2 protein-coding genes are annotated in these 1094 nt (G+C 62.7%); both read right to left on the bottom strand.

All coding sequences use genetic code 11. The features are described 5' to 3' along the window. Positions 1 to 51: 51 nt before the first annotated feature. Entirely contained in the window at positions 52 to 711 is a 660-nt protein-coding gene (locus Q0341_RS14145) for an aldolase (RefSeq protein ID WP_299514600.1), read from the bottom strand. A gap of 198 nt (positions 712 to 909) precedes the next feature. Continuing rightward, on the bottom strand, positions 910 to 1094 hold a 185-nt coding region (locus Q0341_RS14150), incomplete at its 5' end, for a nucleotide-binding domain containing protein (protein ID WP_299514602.1).

Consider the following 1094-nt stretch of genomic DNA (forward strand, 5'->3'; position numbering starts at 1 on the left):
GGCGTTAGAGCTTTGGGGCCAGAAGTGGTCAACACAGGCCAGCATAGGCCGTCACCAGCGAGCACCAAAGGTCTGGCGCAATTCATCCAACTCGGACGCCAGCAAGGCGGGGGTGTCGGGGGCCAGCACCATCAGGCGGGCGGTTTCTTCCAGCTCTTCCAGCGTGGCCATGGCCGCCGCAGGCGTGCCGTGCCACACATTGGGGCCCAAACGCGGCAGCATCACGGCGCGAATCGGTGCGCCGCGTGCGGCATGTTGGCGAATCACATCGGCCACCTCGTTGGCCGCTTCGGAGCTGCCGGGGCGGTGGTAACGCACCAGCGGCACATGGCCGACTTTCATCACAAAATAAGGCGTGATCGGTGTCAACAACTCAGGGCCATGGGCGTTCAGGCTGAGCGCCACGCAGTGTGTGCTGTGCGTGTGGATCACGCAGCGTGTGTTGGCATCGCTCTCGCAAGCGGCGGCGTAAATCTGGCGGTGCAAGGCGATGGTTTTGCTGCCCTTGTCGCCGCTGAGTTGTTGGCCTTGCGGGTCGAGTTTGGCCAGGCGGGCCGGATCCAGAAAGCCCAAGCACGCATCGGTGGGGGTGATGAGAAAACCATCATCGAGCCGCACGCTGATGTTGCCCGCCGTGGCGTGCACGTAGCCGCGCTCAAACAGGCTGCGACCAACGCGGCAGATCTCTTCGCGGGCTTGGGATTCGGTCACAAGAAGGCTCCAATGGTCATCGGTGCATTGTAGAAAGGTGTTTTGCAAACATCGCGTCGGACCAGAAGGCCCGACCTACAAAAATCCCACACCCCCCGCAGGTCGGCGCCTTCAGGTCCGATGACAGCGCCAAACCACCATCCCCGTAGGTCGGGGCCTTCAGGTCCGACGTTGTGTTGGTGCAGCGCGGCCAGACGCTCACTGCAGCACCCCAAACGCCTTGCTGAAAAAATCTTCGGTGCCAAAGTTGCCCGACTTGAGCGTGATGTGCACGCCGCCATTTTCAGAGGGCGCATGGCACCACGGCACACCCGGGTCGATTTGCGGGCCGATTTGCAGCTGTGCGATGCCCAGCGCCTGCACACAAGCGCCCGAAGTTTCGC

Origin of the sequence: uncultured Limnohabitans sp., from assembly GCF_937889215.1 — a bacterium.
In the GTDB taxonomy this organism is placed as follows: Bacteria; Pseudomonadota; Gammaproteobacteria; order Burkholderiales; family Burkholderiaceae_C; genus Limnohabitans_A.